Annotated in this window: 15 protein-coding genes; 10 read left to right on the top strand and 5 right to left on the bottom strand. The window is 45.7% G+C overall.

Translation table 11 applies throughout. The features are described from left to right. Nucleotides 1-1,036: 1,036 nt before the first annotated feature. The 5 genes from RH949_RS22770 (at nucleotide 1,037) to RH949_RS22750 (ending at nucleotide 5,730) form a co-directional block, all read left to right on the top strand. Nucleotides 1,037-1,120: a hypothetical protein gene (locus tag RH949_RS22770; protein WP_390434911.1), complete on the top strand. Its 84-nt coding sequence runs from the start codon at nucleotides 1,037-1,039 to the stop codon at nucleotides 1,118-1,120. Continuing rightward, nucleotides 1,104-2,351, top strand: a complete 1,248-nt coding sequence (locus RH949_RS22765; protein ID WP_446356351.1) for an RNA-guided endonuclease InsQ/TnpB family protein — start codon at nucleotides 1,104-1,106, stop codon at nucleotides 2,349-2,351. Before RH949_RS22770 ends, RH949_RS22765 begins: the two co-directional genes overlap by 17 nt. 169 nt (nucleotides 2,352-2,520) lie before the next feature. Further along, nucleotides 2,521-3,297: an SGNH/GDSL hydrolase family protein gene (locus RH949_RS22760; RefSeq protein WP_446356340.1), complete on the top strand. Its 777-nt coding sequence runs from the start codon at nucleotides 2,521-2,523 to the stop codon at nucleotides 3,295-3,297. Nucleotides 3,298-3,490: 193 nt separating this feature from the next. Then, the gene (locus RH949_RS22755; RefSeq protein WP_446356338.1) at nucleotides 3,491-3,847 is read left to right on the top strand and encodes a hypothetical protein; all 357 of its coding nucleotides are present in this window, start codon (nucleotides 3,491-3,493) and stop codon (nucleotides 3,845-3,847) included. A 572-nt stretch (nucleotides 3,848-4,419) separates the two neighbouring features. Further along, on the top strand, nucleotides 4,420-5,730 hold the full coding sequence (locus tag RH949_RS22750; protein ID WP_446356336.1) for a Glu/Leu/Phe/Val family dehydrogenase: 1,311 nt from the start codon (nucleotides 4,420-4,422) through the stop codon (nucleotides 5,728-5,730). Between the two features lie 266 nt (nucleotides 5,731-5,996). On the opposite strand, the gene RH949_RS22745 is transcribed toward RH949_RS22750, so the two are convergent. From RH949_RS22745 to infC, 3 genes are all read right to left on the bottom strand, one after another. Then, a complete protein-coding gene (locus RH949_RS22745; RefSeq protein WP_006098974.1) occupies nucleotides 5,997-6,479 on the bottom strand; it encodes a Crp/Fnr family transcriptional regulator in 483 nt (160 codons plus the stop codon). A gap of 117 nt (nucleotides 6,480-6,596) precedes the next feature. Next, on the bottom strand, nucleotides 6,597-9,611 hold the full coding sequence (locus RH949_RS22740) for a HEAT repeat domain-containing protein (protein WP_006099014.1): 3,015 nt from the start codon (nucleotides 9,609-9,611) through the stop codon (nucleotides 6,597-6,599). A 96-nt stretch (nucleotides 9,612-9,707) separates the two neighbouring features. Further along, nucleotides 9,708-10,235 (bottom strand): translation initiation factor IF-3, encoded by a 528-nt coding sequence (infC, locus tag RH949_RS22735; RefSeq protein ID WP_006098862.1) that lies wholly within the window; start codon nucleotides 10,233-10,235, stop codon nucleotides 9,708-9,710. Nucleotides 10,236-10,515: 280 nt separating this feature from the next. On the opposite strand from infC, the gene RH949_RS22730 reads away from it, so the two are divergent. From RH949_RS22730 to RH949_RS22710, 5 genes are all read left to right on the top strand, one after another. Beyond that, on the top strand, nucleotides 10,516-11,445 hold the full coding sequence (locus tag RH949_RS22730) for an alpha/beta fold hydrolase (protein ID WP_446356333.1): 930 nt from the start codon (nucleotides 10,516-10,518) through the stop codon (nucleotides 11,443-11,445). A gap of 348 nt (nucleotides 11,446-11,793) precedes the next feature. Then, nucleotides 11,794-11,979, top strand: a complete 186-nt coding sequence (locus RH949_RS22725) for a PCP reductase family protein (protein WP_006099000.1) — start codon at nucleotides 11,794-11,796, stop codon at nucleotides 11,977-11,979. A 217-nt stretch (nucleotides 11,980-12,196) separates the two neighbouring features. Next, a complete protein-coding gene (locus tag RH949_RS22720; RefSeq protein ID WP_446356331.1) occupies nucleotides 12,197-12,898 on the top strand; it encodes a response regulator transcription factor in 702 nt (233 codons plus the stop codon). A gap of 301 nt (nucleotides 12,899-13,199) precedes the next feature. Then, complete coding sequence (locus RH949_RS22715; RefSeq protein WP_446356329.1) at nucleotides 13,200-13,481, top strand: zinc ribbon domain-containing protein; 282 nt, start codon at nucleotides 13,200-13,202, stop codon at nucleotides 13,479-13,481. Nucleotides 13,482-13,920: 439 nt separating this feature from the next. Next, nucleotides 13,921-14,172, top strand: a complete 252-nt coding sequence (locus tag RH949_RS22710; RefSeq protein ID WP_044205135.1) for a DUF6761 family protein — start codon at nucleotides 13,921-13,923, stop codon at nucleotides 14,170-14,172. A gap of 298 nt (nucleotides 14,173-14,470) precedes the next feature. Here RH949_RS22710 and grxD read toward each other — a convergent pair whose 3' ends face one another. After that, the gene (gene grxD, locus RH949_RS22705) at nucleotides 14,471-14,794 is read right to left on the bottom strand and encodes a Grx4 family monothiol glutaredoxin (RefSeq protein WP_006098788.1); all 324 of its coding nucleotides are present in this window, start codon (nucleotides 14,792-14,794) and stop codon (nucleotides 14,471-14,473) included. 53 nt (nucleotides 14,795-14,847) lie between these two features. Beyond that, on the bottom strand, nucleotides 14,848-15,108 hold the full coding sequence (locus tag RH949_RS22700) for a BolA family protein (RefSeq protein WP_044205138.1): 261 nt from the start codon (nucleotides 15,106-15,108) through the stop codon (nucleotides 14,848-14,850). Nucleotides 15,109-15,115: the final 7 nt, after the last annotated feature.

The following is a 15,115-nucleotide window of genomic DNA, read 5'->3' as shown; positions in this document are numbered from 1 at the left end:
CTTGGGCTTATTTCAGTCAGCGATAACGATAAAGGGACTGAACATAAGGATTCAGGGTAGTAAGCTGTTCGGCATTTAAACCATAATGTCAAGAATTGCGAAATCCTTGTAGTGCGTTTAGCGAAGCCATGCCGCAGGCTTTGCATCTTGCTCGCTACCCATTCCCAATTTAAATGCGTGACAGCTTACACGCGGACGCCAGAAAAACCGACTATTCAAATCAGTGAACTGAGTCATGGCAAAATGTTTTTGACGTTTGACGTCCAAGATCGTGCGGTACTAAGGTAATGCAGTGACAGTTTTCCTGCCCATATCCCAGAGTCAAAGTTACGATTTTTTCTGACTTTAGAAACACCCCTGTTGCAAAAGCGGGTCGGTTATATCTGCCATGCATAGAGTTGAACACTTAACTAGTTTATCTACCCACAACTAGACTGCAAAGCTCTGCGTAGCTTTTCCTGATTTGTCGGGCTAAACTGCAAAAAAAATTAAAAAAAATTTACGTATTGATTAGGAACTCAATAAATTCTAACACCAGCATTAAATGGCAAAAAAGTCAAATAGTTTGTAGTTTTCCTAGAGGAACTTATCACTCAATGCAGCAACAAAAATCGAGAGTGGCAAGCCGTCTCTTGATTGTGCCTAATCTGACTGAAAGCGATTAGTCGTGTTCTAGACATTCAGCTATTTTGCCGCTACCCACTTCAGGATTCGTTTATTAATGATTCCTCCAGGTTAATGGCAAGGTGAGAAAAAATAGAACAGCTTAATTTCTATAATAAACGATCAAGCACGCTATTGAAATACTCGGTGGCGCTATCTGGGCTAAATCAAGACAGTCATAGACGTGGCTGTGCCAGAGTTTTCAGTATGCTACAGCACTTTCTAACACGGTGTAGTACAGCAACTCTAGGACAGCTCTGTGCTGCTCTTGTTTGGGTGTATCACATCGAGTCTGAAAAGGCTGTAACTTAGCTAGGGACTCGCAAAAGCGCGTATACTCAACCCTGAGAATCCTCGACGACAGTGAAAGCCCATGCAAATCTATACCAGGCAATTGCGGGTGCGGCATTATGAAATTGATGTCCTCGGACATGTCAACAATGGTGTTTACAAGTGATAGTGCAGGCTCCCTCGTGATTTATCCGAGGGATGAAATAAAAGCTAAACCCGCTCAATATGCAGCAATTGATGAGGCGATTCGGACGACTCAGTTTGTCCGAAACAAATGCTTGCGACACTGGATGGACAACAAAGGTGTCGATAAGTATGATCTCAGTAAATATTGTCGTGTATTGGCGAAAGAGTTTAGCTTTGCTAATCAACTCAATTCTCAGGCGCGTCAAGCGTCAGCTGATCGTGCTTGGAGTGCCATTAGTCGTTTCTACGAAAATTGCCGAAAAAAGGTTAAAGGGGCCAAAGGTTTTCCTAAGTTCAAGAAAAACTGCCGTTCTGTTGAGTACAAAACATCAGGATGGAAGCTATCGGAGAACCGTAAAGCTATAACCTTCAGCGACAAGAAAGGAATAGGACGACTAAAACTGAAAGGCACTTATGATCTCAACTTCTACTCTATTGACCAAATCAAGCGAGTGAGGTTGGTTCGACGTGCCGATGGCTATTATGCACAATTTGCGGTTAAAGCTGATGTGCGAGTTAAAACTAAGCCTACTGGAAAAGCCATTGGTTTAGACCTAGGAATCAAATACTTTCTAGCCGACTCCAATGGTAACACCGAAGAGCCTCCAAAGTTTTACCGCAAATCGGAAAGACAGCTCAATCGAGCTAATCGCAAGAAGTCTAAGAAGTACCGCAGGGGAGCGAAACCGCAGTCTAAAAACTATCATAAGGCAAGAAAACGATATGCCCGGAAGCATTTAAGAGTAAGTAGGCAGCGAAAAGAATACTGCAAGCAAGTCGCATATTCCGTTATCCAATCTAACGATTTGGTAGCTTATGAAGACTTGAATGTGAAAGGGTTGGTAAGAAATCGTCACTTGTCTAAGTCTATTTCTGACGCTGGCTGGTCTACATTTAGGCAATGGCTAGAATACTTCGGACATAAATACGGAAAAATGACAGTGGCAGTTCCACCGCACTACACCTCCCAAGATTGTCCGAAGTGTCATCATCGAGTCAAAAAATCCCTGTCCCAAAGAACCCATGTTTGTGGAAACTGTGGATATACCGAAGACAGGGACATCGCAGCCAGTCTAAACATCCTTCAAAAAGGGTTAAGTACGGCAGGGCATGCCGGAAACTACGCTTGGGGAGACCTGCCCTCTTGGGCGATTGGAGCAATCTTGTCGTCTAATGGCGGATCGGAGAACCAAGAATCCCCGTCTATGTAAGAGCGGGGAGTGTCAACAGAATTATCTCGAACAAGCCGCCGTGGAACACGCCCAACTCCTGGGTTACTCCTTGGCACAATGCCGAAATCTAGGAGGTGAATTTCGCAAGCGAAGGCGTTAAAATTATGGTGTGTTACAGGAGCATATTCAAAATAAATACATTTACAAAATGCAGAAACGAAAATGCTTATTTCGGTTGGTATTTTTTTTATCTCTGGTGGCATTAGTTGTGTCGCTGGTTGTCAATATCTTCCTCTTCTCCCAAGCCAAATCGTACTACCTGCAACTGAACAAAACCAATCTCGATCCCCTTGGACTACAAACCTTTAGTGGGGATGCGTTAGCTGATCGTTCATCGATTCACTCTCCAGTAACCGTTGTCTTCTTTGGTGACTCGCGAGCAGCAATGTGGGTTGAGCCAGACAATATCAACGATGTTTCTTTTATCAATCGTGGCATTGGCAGTCAAACGTCCACTCAGGTATGGGAACGTTTTGATCAACATATTTTACCCTTACATCCCGATATTATCGTTGTGCAAGTTGGGATTAACGATTTGAAAACAATCCCGCTATTCCCTAAGCAAAAAGCAGCCATTATCAGTAACTGTAAGACTAATATTCACAAGATTGTCGCTCGTGCAGTCAAACAGGATGCCACTGTTATTTTAACCACCATTTTTCCCATTGGTTCGGTTCCCCTGATTCGTCAACCCTTTTGGTCACCTGATGTCGCCAAAGCCGTTGAGGATGTCAATGCTTACCTCTACTCGCTAAAAGCCAAAAATGTCTTAATTTTAGATGCCTATTCACTTTTGGTAGAGGATCAGCACGTTAAAAGCCAGTACATTTACGATACGTTACATATCAATCCTAGGGGGTATCAGGCGCTCAATCAGGAGTTAAAAAAAATGCTCTTGGCTGGATTAATAGACATTCATAAATAATAAGTAATAATTCAATCGGTAGGATGGGTTTAGCTATTCAAGCAAGCCTAGCCAGTAATAATTGCTTAACTTGAGGATTGGCAGCAATTATAAAATTAGTATATCTATCCATGGGCAGAAGCTAAGGTTATCATTAGCAGCTATAATTAGCATTTCAAGCTAATTTCGGTTTGATACTTTAAAGGAGATGGCAATGTTACAATTTTTAATCAATTTTCAGCGACGGATTGGCAAAATGCTTTGGGCTTTAAGTTTAATTACTTTAATCAATCTAGGGAGTTTATTACTCCTGAGCAATCAAGCCGTATTAGCTGACTCTGATACACCTTTGACGACTCCACCAAAAGCAGAAAAGATCGAATTAGGATTGTCACAGCAAGAGAAAGAAGAAGCCTACGAAGAAGCCAAAGAAGCACTGTCGGAAGATCCGCAAAAAGGGGTGGAAAAACTTTACGAGGAGGAAAAAGAAAAGTATGAAGAATCTCAGCCCGACAAGAACGTGTTAGAAAAAGCGAAAGACATGATTGAAGGGCTAACAAACAACGATTAAACGCAACTGAAGTTCCCCCAGGCAAAAAGTTCACCGGGCGACTATTCACCAGTGTTTAGTCGTCCTGTTTGTAGTTCGTAGTTTGTAGTTTGTAGTTTGTAGTAAGGGCTTTAGCCTATCATCGCTACAACGTAGGAACTAACCTCAAAGTTATACCGGCGCTAAAGCGCAACTACAAGCGCAACTACAAGCGCAACTACAAGCGAAATGTAAACTTTATGTTAAAAAAGTAACGAAAACTACACTTTATTGGCAATTTAATCAAATCCCGTGAAATAATCGTAGTAAGGACAAGTCGCACCGACTTTAATCTTTTCTAGATCAAGGAGAGATGAAGCCGTTGTTTTGTTCATCGATAAGCGCGATCGCGCCTATATATAAGTTTTGCTTAATTCAAACCCAAAATTACTCAACTGGCGCTGGAGTCTGGACATTAGGGACTTGAATCGCCAAGCAAGCTGTGCTGGTGATTGGGTTTCCTGGTTCAATCCCAATCCCAGGGGGCGATTTGCCTTGCGATCAAATTCTCTCTAATTTTAGTTCAATCCCTTATCTTTATGAGGAACAATGGAATGTCTGATTCATTATTAGCTGATGCTGGCACCCGATTGCAAGCGGCGATGAAACATGTCTCGATTTCCGAAGATGCGATCGCCCGCTTAAAGCATCCTAAAATGAGCCTGAGTGTGTCCATCCCGGTTCGCATGGATGATGGCTCATTAACCATGGTACAAGGATATCGAGTTCGATATGATGACACCAGGGGACCCGGAAAAGGCGGTGTACGCTATCATCCCAACGTTACTCTGGATGAAGTTCAATCCCTCGCCTTTTGGATGACATTTAAATGTGCGGTATTAAATCTACCCTTTGGTGGTGCGAAGGGGGGAGTTACGGTTAATCCCAAAGGCTTATCCAAACTGGAACTCGAACGCCTCAGTCGCGGCTACATTGACGCGATCGCCGATTTTATTGGACCGGATGTGGATATTCTCGCCCCTGATGTTTACACCAATGCCATGATTATGGGGTGGATGATGGATCAATATAGCATCATTCGGCGTCAAATTAGTCCCGCTGTCGTCACGGGTAAACCCATCACCATGGGTGGAAGTGTGGGGCGCGATGGCGCAACCGCTACGGGGGCTTACTTTGTGATTGAATCCATGGCACCTAAACTGGATCTAATCCCCCAATACACGACAATCGCAATTCAGGGATTTGGTAAAGCTGGGGCGGTATTGGCAGAACTCCTGGCTAAAGCTGGGTATAAAGTTGTTGCCATCAGTGATTCTCAAGGTGGAATTTATGCCAAAAAAGGCTTAGATATTCCCAGTATTCGCCAGTATAAAATGTCAAGTCAAAGTCTGCAAGCGGTTTACTGTCAAGACACGGTTTGTAATATTGTTGAACATGAACAGTTAACCAATGCCGAACTCTTAGCCTTAGATGTAGATATTCTGATTCCGGCGGCGTTGGAGAATCAAATTACCCACGAGAATGTTAACGATGTCCGCGCCCGCTATATTTTTGAAGTCGCCAATGGTCCGATTACTTCAGAGGCGGATAAGGTTTTAGACAGCAAAGGAATTCTCGTATTTCCCGATATTCTGGTTAATGCGGGTGGGGTGACAGTGAGCTATTTTGAATGGGTACAAAACCGCAGTGGACTCTATTGGAAAATGGCAAAAGTGAATGAAAATTTGAAACAGAAAATGGTGGAAGAAAGCCAACATATCTGGTCAATTTATAAAGAGTTAGCTGTTTCCCTGCGAACCGCTGCTTATGTTCATGCGTTGAATCGCTTAGGGGAAGCCCTTAATGCTAAAGGAACCCGAGACTACTATGTCAATGGTCGCATTCCTGGCATGAATTCCCGGTAATTCATTCACGCGATCGCGAAGGTAGATGTAGGAGCGGGTTTTATAGCACTACGCACTCTAGTTAGGACAAATGAAGAAAAATTCAAATTGCTTGACCCTGAGCGAAGTCGAAGGGTCAGACAATTTTCGACCGAACCTAAATTTCGACAGGGTGTTGAAAGCCTTATTGTACTGTCAATCCAGGTTGTATAAGCCTTTGGACAATTGGGGTGAGAAATCCGGGTATAACCACCAAGCGAAAAGCTTGTAACACCATTCGTCCTCAACTACCTCGTAAAATTACTGCTGGTTTTGCTGAAATCAGACGCCGGATGTTTCACCTCGTAAGCATTCAACTTATTATTTAGTTCTCGAATGCGGCGCGAGAGTAAGCGAATAATATTAATCGCAATTCCTGGTGTCTCATCAATGGCGTCATACAATTGCAATTGAGTCAGCATCAGACATTCGCAGGTTTCCAATGTCGTCACCGAAGCCGAACGCGGTTCAGCATCAAACAGTGACATCTCGCCAAAACAAGCACCTTGCTTCAGATAAGCCAAATCGCGATCGCCAATGTGAACCCGCACGGAACCGGATACCACAATATACAGCGATCGCCCTTCTTCCCCTTGGGTAACAATCGTATGATCACTCGGAAATGATAACTCATCCATAACCGAAGCAACGCGCACCAGAAAATCGTCCCGCAATTCCTGAAAAATGGGGACGCCCCTGACAAAAAGTAAACGCTCAACGCTGGTTAACATGGGGTTAGCGGGTAGCTGCTGGGGATTGGTTCCAAGTGTAGCTGTAGAAAGCTCTAGTTTACTTTATCCCACTTTGACTGATAATAGAGGAATAAACCTTTCCTAACGACTGCTCCATCAGCTCACCAGACCAAATTCGTTACTCATCTGTTGAGCTACCGCCGCCACCAACCGATCAGAATCATGTTTGAGCATCGGTAGTAACTCAATACAAGAACGAGGCGATGCGGCTTTCAAATAGGTTAAAACCGCTTCTCGGACAAAACCCGTGGGATGACGCAGACAGACTAACGTTGCAGCCGGTGTCAAACTCATATAAGCCCCCCGCGCTAAATGGAAACAACAAGCCAGAGTCCAATCCGAGAGAAAATGACGGAACTCAATCAATCGTCGCACGCGATCGCTAGGATTCATCGGTTGATAAGACACCAGTTCTTGCAAACATTCCAGCTTTTCGCCAAAGGAACGGCGATCAAACAGCGTCAAAAAGGCTTGCTTTTGGGGAATATCTATGGTATTGTCCAATATTTCCAATCCCATCGCAATATTGGAGCGGGACTCAGATTCCAGATTAAAGGATGCCGCTTGAATTGCACCAACGGGATAAAGAAACTTCATCAGCAAAAAACAATTCTCCAGCAAATCCTTTTGCTGATCATTTAACGCCCGTCGCAGCAAATCTGCCTCCTGTCCACTGATCAGTTCTGGCTTCAAATCCACCAGAGCGGCATAAATCTGACCCAAAAACAGCAGTTCTTGCTCAATTAACGTCTCAATCCCACTCCGTCCCAACTGATCTAGCACCACATCGATTCCTTCCTCATTGGGAATTTTCAATAAGCTGCGGAGAATATTACGACGGCTGATCCCCCAACTCGTCATTAGCTGTTGCACCAGATAGTTCAGGGTTTCGGGTGTGCCAATCTCCGCCAACGCCGTCCAAGCTTGTACCCGAACTAAATCCGGTTTATGGATATCTTCTGCCAACTCCAGCAGCAACGGAATCGCTTCATTCCCCAGACGCACCAACGCCATGCGAGCCGCTTCACGAGTCGATTTGTAATAAAGTCCTCGTACTAGCGATGGATAAGACTCTTCCAAATGAGTTGCCGCAATCACCTCTAATAAAGCGCAACGAACACGCAACGATTCATCTTTTAACAGATGAGGAATATAAACTCTCAAGGCTTGCAAATACTCTGCCTCTCCTAAGGCTCGTGTCCCCATAACTCGTTCTCGTTCCCGTTTTGAGTTCACCATTCGCCGCAGGATCTCTGTCGCTTCCGCCTTCTCTTGCGGGGTTCCCCGACGCAAGATAATCGCGGCGGCTGTGGCTCGCACCATCGGATCAACGGTTCCATGGAGATAAGGTTTAATCGTGTCAATATCCAATTCTGGTTGAGTCAGCCAAACATAACGCAGCGCCAACGCCAACACTTCTGGCGGCGGTTTCTGCTCAATCAAGACTTGCACGTCCCGACAATAGGCGGGGTTGGGATACTCCAACATCGCCTCTAGACTCTGACACTGAAGCGCAATAGAAAGGCGAGGCAAAAGGGGAGCCAGTACCTCACCCACATTCGTGGGGTCAATCTGGGATAAAAGTTGAATACAAGAGCGTTTATCCGCTTCCGTACCCGGTTGCTCTAAGGTTTCTATCACCGTTCGCTTGAACGCCTTTAAGTCAACATCAGAAAACCCTAAGCGTCCTTGTTCAGCGCTATCAACCAGCAAGGTAACGTAAGTCGAGCGCATCGACCAAGCACTCAGCAACCAGATTAGGGAGAAAAACACAATAGCAAGAATAAACATACCACTCTGCCATTGTTGAATTTGGGATTCCGGCTGTCCCGGAAATAGGTGATGCAACAGCCAGATCCCAGCGAGCATACTTATACCTGTAACACCCGTGGTTATGGGTTCTGCAATTCCCTGTACTCGGGTTTGCAGGGCATTACGAATTCCTTCGGGTATCGGTTGAAACAAGAACGGTTCAATGCCAGCAATTAAGGTATAGCGCAGGAGTTCGTCAATAAACCGCAGAAAAATTAGACCGACGAATAATCCGGTCACGAATCCGGGAATGGTAATGACTGCACCGAATAGCTTAATCACCACATCCAGTAAACCACTCAATGTGATTAAGCCCATAATCGCTAAGGACGCAGGTAGCATCATCGCCGCGACAAAGACGCCCAGACGTTCCACGGCGCGACTGGATATGAACCACTGAGAGGTGAGTTCAAATATGCCGACAATCCCACTGAATAACCCCAAAAACCCAGCAATATCTGAAGCTTCTAAATTTGCCTCTAATTGACCCAGATACTGGAACTCTACCAGCAGATACAGGGCTTCACCGAGAATAAAAAAGGCAAATAACGGCACAATATAGCGTTGTAGATGTCCGGTCGTGCGGCGAACCACAAATTTCTGGTCATCGTCTTCCCAATCCCTTGTGGGTAAGTTAGGAAAGGCTTGCTGGTAGCGTTGGGTTAAATAAAACAAAGTGCCAGCGCCAACCATCATCATCAACGCCGCCACCACGAGAACGTTTTGAATTGTGCCGACAACCAACAACAGCAGGGGTAAAGAAAAGCCGGAGATCACATCAGCCACTAAGAGTCCTGATGACACAATCGGATAGGTGCGCTTAATTTCCCGAATATTGAATAATTGATTCGCGGCAACTTGAGAGTTGAGATCATTGAGAACTTCGACCGCATCCATCCACAATCGCAACAGAAAAACGGTACCCAAGGCGATTAACCCGTTTAAATAGCTAAAGCCTAGGGTCAACCGTAAGATCAACAAGGGTACGCACGTTAGGAAAGCGACTGTAACTAAGACACGCCTCATCGGTACCCGTTCTTGTAGCCAAGAGTATAAGACCCCTAGCCCAGACACCATCAGGGAGCTGGCGATATAAATGACGGGTAACCACCTCGCACCGTATTCGTCCAAGAACAGTGCTGTCGCACTATACTCAAACCAAAGCAGCCCAACTGAGGTAGCAGTGTAGAAGGCGAACATCAAAAAGGTGCGCTCGCCTTCTTCTGGACGAAGATTGACCAATTCTAGGATTCGCCGTACCCATTCATTTTGAATGCGAGTACGAGTTTGTAGTTTCATTTAGCAGTTTGTCCTTAGTCGTTAGTCCTAAGTCATTAGCTATAGTCCATAGCGGCTAACCCATGACTAATGACTAATGACCAATGAACCCAAGTCTTATTTTTTGGAAGAGAGTAGCATCATCATATTACGACCTTCCCGTTTGGGGGCTTGCTGCACTTCAGCAACGTCCTGTAAATCCGTTGCCATGCGCTTGAGCAAGTCTTCGGCTAAGTTGGCGTGCTGAATTTCTCGCCCCCGAAAGGTAATCGTGGCTTTAACTTTATCTCCTGATTTCAGAAAGCGCCTAGCTGCGTTGACACGCACCTGGTAGTCATGATCATCAATCTTATAGCGCATCTTGACTTCTTTAACGTCCGCCGTGTGTTGCTTCTTCCGGGCTTCGCGGGCTTTCTTCTCCTGTTCAAATTTGTATTTGCCGTAGTCCATGATGCGGCACACGGGCGGATCTGCCTTATCGCTAACCAAAACCAGATCCAATTCTTTTTCCTCAGCGATGCGTAAAGCCTCTTGAGGAGCAATGATTCCTAGCTGTGTGCCATCGGTATCAATCGCACGAATCTTAGGATAGCGGATTCTTTCGTTGATTTGGGGTAGATCGCGTTGGCGTCTTCTATCACTCACGGGTGTCTGCTTGAATTTCTAGTTGTTAAGGGTTGGATAAAAGTAAGCGGATTTTACTTGCCATTTTACTGACTCTGATCCAGTTTCTGTCCATCTTTTTAACGTAACTTCCAAATTGCCGGAGGATAGCAGAGAACCCTCGCGAGAGAGGGAATATTTGAAGCGTTTGTTAGTCCTGATTTTTCCTGGGTTATGGGGCATCTGCTGTAGAGAGTACCCTGAAGAAACCACTACAATAATAGGTAAGGAGTTGTAAACGTTTTTGAAGTTGAGGCATGGTGTGAATCCATCGGTATCGTGGCAGCAACGAGTCGGCAATCAACGAGACTGGGTTTGGCAAGGTTGGCAGACTCGTTACACTTATATTCGTCCACCGCAGTCTCACTCAACATTGACTCCTCCCGTTCTGCTGCTGCATGGATTTGGTACTTCCATCGGACATTGGCGTCATAACCTACCTGTACTGGGTCAGAACTACCCGGTTTATGCGCTAGATCTGTTGGGGTTTGGCAGTTCGCGCAAAGCTGGGACAAGGTATACGATTGAGTTGTGGGTCAATCAAGTTTATGAATTCTGGCGAACCTTGATTCAACACCCCGTAGTGTTAGTGGGTAACTCAATCGGTTCACTGGTGGCTCTGAGCGCAGCCGCCACTCACCCGGAGATGGTTAAGGGACTTGCCTTGGTTAATTTGCCAGATTTTTCCCTCCGAGAAGAGGCACTTCCGGGTTGGCTGAGACCTGTGGTATCAACGGTTGAGGGTGTAGTCGCGTCTCCTGTGGTTCTCCAAAGTCTTTTTTATCTGCTGCGACGCCCATCAATTGTCCAGAAATGGGCAGGACTTGCCTATGCCAACCCCAAGGCTATTGATGCAGAATTAGTGGACATTCTCACCCACCCTGCTCGCGATCGCGGGGCGGCGGCTACATTTAGTGCGCTGTTTAAAGCGATGACCTCATCTAAATTTGGTCCTCCGGTCAAATCGGTTTTGCCGACTTTGGATAGTCCTATACTGTTAATTTGGGGGCGTCAAGACCGGATGATTCCTTCCCAGTTAGCCCAGCAGTTTGCCGATCTCAACCCGAATATCAAGTTGATCGAGTTGGATAATGCGGGTCATTGTCCTCATGATGAATGCCCAGAACAGTTTAATCAGATGTTACTCGATTGGTTAGCTGGGATAGAGGAAGTGTTGAGTGTTGAGTGTTGAGTGTTGAGTGTTGACCCTTCACGACCTTCAGGGAACCTGGTTTGTAGGGGCGGGTTTCACTATTAAGTAGGTAGGGACAATAAAAGTTAACGGCACAGATCGTCATTCGTCATACTCGCGCTCAACGCGCAAGCAAGCTACGTCATTAGTTTATGTAAGGGTTTGAGGTCTATTCACATAACTGGTGGATAGTTGAGTTTATTTCCACCAACCTACTTATCTTTTTTTACCTCCCCCGCTTTCCTCGCTTCCCCCGCTTCCCCCGCTTCCCCCGCTTCCCCCGCTTCCCCCTGCCCCTCTGGGTTAAGATCAAAGCGGAATGAGAAAAGTCTCCCGCTTGCATTGAACATGAACAGCGCTAATTATACAGATACCTTAGACTGGACACCCGAAGCTAAGGCGAAACTCAAAAAAATACCGTATTTTGTGCGTACTCAAGCTCGACAACGGATTGAGCATTTAGCTCGTGAGGCTGATTTGGATGTCGTTACCGTAGATATTGTTGAGCAAGCTAGGATTGAGTTTGGTCAATAGGAACTAGAGTTTACCAGCGGACGCAAGGAGAGCCTGTCATTCCTACAAGTTCATGACTTGTTGACAAACTCGACACGTTAGAGTTGTCGCCGTAAAGGTTAGGACAGACTTATTACTTGTTAGAGTTAGAGTCCGCTAACTGTGATTATTGCACCGATGCTCTAGAAAGTCCCTAGATGTTTCAACTATTATATAGGCTTGTATTGCAGTTATTCTCATGCCATTGATAATCCTGGTTGTAGATGACAACCTAGGTACTCGTCTTTCTGTGAGCGATTACCTGGAAATGTCAGGCTATTCAGTTGTAACGGCAGAAGATGGTCAAGAGGCTCTGTCTCTGATTGACAAGTATCATCCTCACCTAATCGTCACCGATATCAATATGCCGAAATTGAATGGCTATGAACTTGTGCAACAAGTTCGGAAACGACCAGCTTTCCGCTTGTTACCTGTGGTTTTTTTAACGGAGCGCAGTAGTACTGATGAGCGGATTAAGGGCTACCAGTTAGGATGTGACTTGTATTTGCCCAAACCCTTTGAAATGAAGGAATTGAGTGCTGTAATTCGGAATCTGCTGGAACGGTCTCAGATGATGCAAGCCGAATTACGATTCTCTTCCACTGATACAGGACCATCAACCCCATCGCCGGAGACGACGGAGGCGACGCCCAAGTCCGAATCAACTCCTCGTGCGATCGCCTCCCCCACCTCCCCATCCAATGTACTGCATCTGACTCAACGGGAACAACAGGTTTTAGACTTACTGACCACAGGGTTATCCAATAGCGAAATTGGGAACAAGCTACACCTGAGTCCTCGGACGATTGAAAAATACGTCAGCAGTCTCCTGAGAAAAACAGAAACCAGCAACCGTGCCGAAATTGTGCGTTTTGCCCTAGAAAATCATTTAGTGGATTGACTAATTTGCTTTATTGTGATATTTAATTTCGTCGGCTGATTCATGATTGAAATCATCACAGATAAAGAGCGGGAGAACGGAAGCCCCCGTACTGAGCGTCGGGGGATGAAGTTCGACATTTCGACTTCGCTCAATGTTTCACACGGCGAATTTATTCGCCTTCGTTTATTAGCTGATAAACTTCTTTGATGGGCGGGGTTTTCCGGCATTCAAAAACCGCAGCAATTTCCGGTCGTTTGAGTATAAGCCGGGTCGGGTTAAGTTCAAAGGGAGCAAGGTCTATCTGCCTAAAATTGGCTGGATGCGCTTTTTCAATTCCCGCAAGATTCAGTACGTGGCTGCGAAGTCAGGAAAGGTCTTGCTCAAAGTGAACCCACGGAATACATCTAGAGAGTGCAGTGCCTGCGGTCATATCGATAAAGCCAACCGGGATAGAGAACGGTTTATCTGTACCGAGTGTGGACATTTCGATCATGCGGATAAGCAGGCGGCACGAAACATTAAGCACAAAGCCGTTGTTGAATATGGCTTGACGCTTCGACTCCGCTCAGCGTCAACACGTCCGCTGGAGTCGAGGTGTTGAAATTAGTTAAGGTACGCCGGGACTCGGCGGAACCCAAGCAGTTAAATCTGTTTGAAACGCCCAGCACTGAATTAACAGTGCTTAGCCCTGAGCGACTTGTACCGAGCGAAGTCGAGGTAAGTCGAAGGGCTAAAAGGAGAAAACACGACACCCGCAAGGGTAAACGTCGTGTGCCTGGGAACTTGGGAAGACAGCTAGAGCTGTTCTCTCAGGATATGTGGAATGTGAGTTCCGCAGAATCCCCCTTTTTCTAAAAGGGGGAGTGTCAAGCAGTATGATGGGCGGAGTCGTTCATTTCTGTCAATCAGTTGACCACATTGTCAACTGATCTAAGGCACAATAGTAGTAAGGGCTAGCTGGAGTTGCTAGGGATCAATTTGAAAGAATTGACAATTAGTAACTCTAACGCTAAAATACCGAATTCACACTGCTTTAGACTATGCTTCAAGACACTCGAACCATACGCTACTATCAGCAACTTACAGATGCTCTAGTTTTTATGTGGAACCGGGGATATCGCTTTGACGAACTGCGGTTATACGTTGATGGCTATCTTGATGCTCTTCGACATAGTAATGCTATAGAAGTTTATTTGATTCATCGCTTGGAGGAAGATGCTGTTCGTTATCTACGCGATCCCTCCAACTTTGAAGCCGTACCCTTACCAGAACCCGAAACTGACTACTATTAAACCTGGATGAGGGACTTCGGTGTGGGCGATCTCCCTTCACCTGTGTCAACTTAAGCCACAATCCTTGCCAATCTCCGGTAGCTCCCAGACGCGCCATGGCACGTCTCTACATTGTTCTTAGGTTAAGCATAGACAGGACTTACGCAGACACACCACTGATAGCGGCTTGCGGTGCGTTACGCTACGCTAACACACCCTACAAATAGAGCCTTTGCGTAAGTCCTAATAGATTGAAAAAGCCTGCTTAAGCAGGCTTTTTGGTTGATTTTGCGATATATAGCTTAGAACGGGAAAGATGTCAAGATGCTAATGCCACTTCGACCATCTCCTGTAATTCGCCGTTCTGATAAAGCTCGATCATCACATCTGAGCCACCAATGAACTCGCCATTCACGTAAACTTGGGGAATCGTGGGCCAATTGGAATATTCCTTAATGCCTTGACGCACTTCCGGATCATCGAGAACATTCACGGTTGCGTAGGAAACACCCAAGGTATTCAGGATTTGGACGACATTGTTGGAAAAACCACATTGGGGCATCAGTTTGGTGCCTTTCATAAACACCACAATTTTGTCCTGGTTGATGAGCTGGTCAATCCGTTCTTTAACTGCTGACGTCATAGCTTTGCTGAAATGTTTTGTGTAGTTTTGTATGGGTCTAGTGTAGCGAGAGTTTATACAGCCTGACGGGTAGCTTGCCAAGATGCAGGGGTATAGGTTTTCAGCGCTAGGGCGTGAATGGCTTCGCTTGCCATTGCTTGCTGGAGAGCGCCATAAACAAGCTGGTGCTGTTTTACCAAGCTTTTGCCTTCAAACTGGGAGGACACAACGATCGCTTGCAGATGATCTCCACCGCCGGTTAAATCTTGTACCTGTACTTGAGCATCGGGAAGTTCTGCTTTGATCATTGTCTCAACTTGCTCTGGACTAATCATACCCACT

Source organism: Coleofasciculus sp. A1-SPW-01 (assembly GCF_040217205.1).
Taxonomy (GTDB): Bacteria; Cyanobacteriota; Cyanobacteriia; order Cyanobacteriales; family Coleofasciculaceae; genus Coleofasciculus; species Coleofasciculus chthonoplastes_A.
The sequence above is the reverse complement of the archived record's forward strand: the minus strand, read 5'-3'. Positions and strand labels throughout refer to the sequence as shown.